Here is a 700-nt window from a genome sequence, read left to right as displayed (position 1 = left end):
GACGGGGCCGGGCCGAGGGTTTCCGGATCGTTGCGGTGAAGCCCGCCGATGTGCGGCGGGTCAACGGCCGCTGGTCGCAGGTACGGGTACCCAAGGTCGGGTGGGTGCGGTTTCGCCGGTCCCGTCCCGTGCCGGCGGCGCGGTCGTACCGGGTGACACAGGATCGGGTGGGCCGCTGGCATGTGGCCTTCGTCGCGGTCCCCGACCCGATTCCCGTTCCCGACACCGGTGGGGTGGTCGGGGTGGACCGTGGGGTCGCGGTGTCGGCGGCGCTGTCGACCGGGGAGCTGCTGTCCTGCCCGGGCCTGCGACCGAAGGAAACCGAACGGCTCCTCCGGCTGCAACGGCGGTTCGCTCGGTCCAGGCGCGGGTCGAACCGACGGGCCCGGCTGCGGGCCCGGATCGCTCGGGTGAGGGCGCGGGAGGCCGACCGGCGTAAGGACTGGGTGGAGAAGACCAGCACCGATCTTGCTCGCCGTTTCGCGCTGATCCGGGTGGAGGACCTGCGGATCGGGGCGATGACCCGCTCCGCGCGTGGTACTCCGGCCGCACCGGGGCGGAACGTGGCGCAGAAAGCCGGCCTGAATCGGGGCATCCTGGCTCAGGGGTGGGGTCTGCTCGTCAGACGTGTGGAACAGAAGGCGCCTGGCCGGGTCGAGCGGGTCCCGGCCGCGTTTACCAGTCAGCGTTGTTTCGCCTG

1 protein-coding gene is annotated in these 700 nt (G+C 72.1%); it reads left to right on the top strand.

Annotated features, from left to right (window positions below):
• Positions 1-700, top strand: a 700-nt coding sequence (locus AB1460_RS38035) for an RNA-guided endonuclease TnpB family protein (RefSeq protein ID WP_368967449.1), incomplete at both ends; no start/stop codon positions are given.

The organism is Parafrankia sp. FMc2 (genome assembly GCF_041008525.1).
Classification (GTDB): domain Bacteria; phylum Actinomycetota; class Actinomycetes; order Frankiales; family Frankiaceae; genus Parafrankia.
Note: the sequence above shows the minus strand (reverse complement) of the source record. Positions and strands in the feature narration are given on the sequence as shown.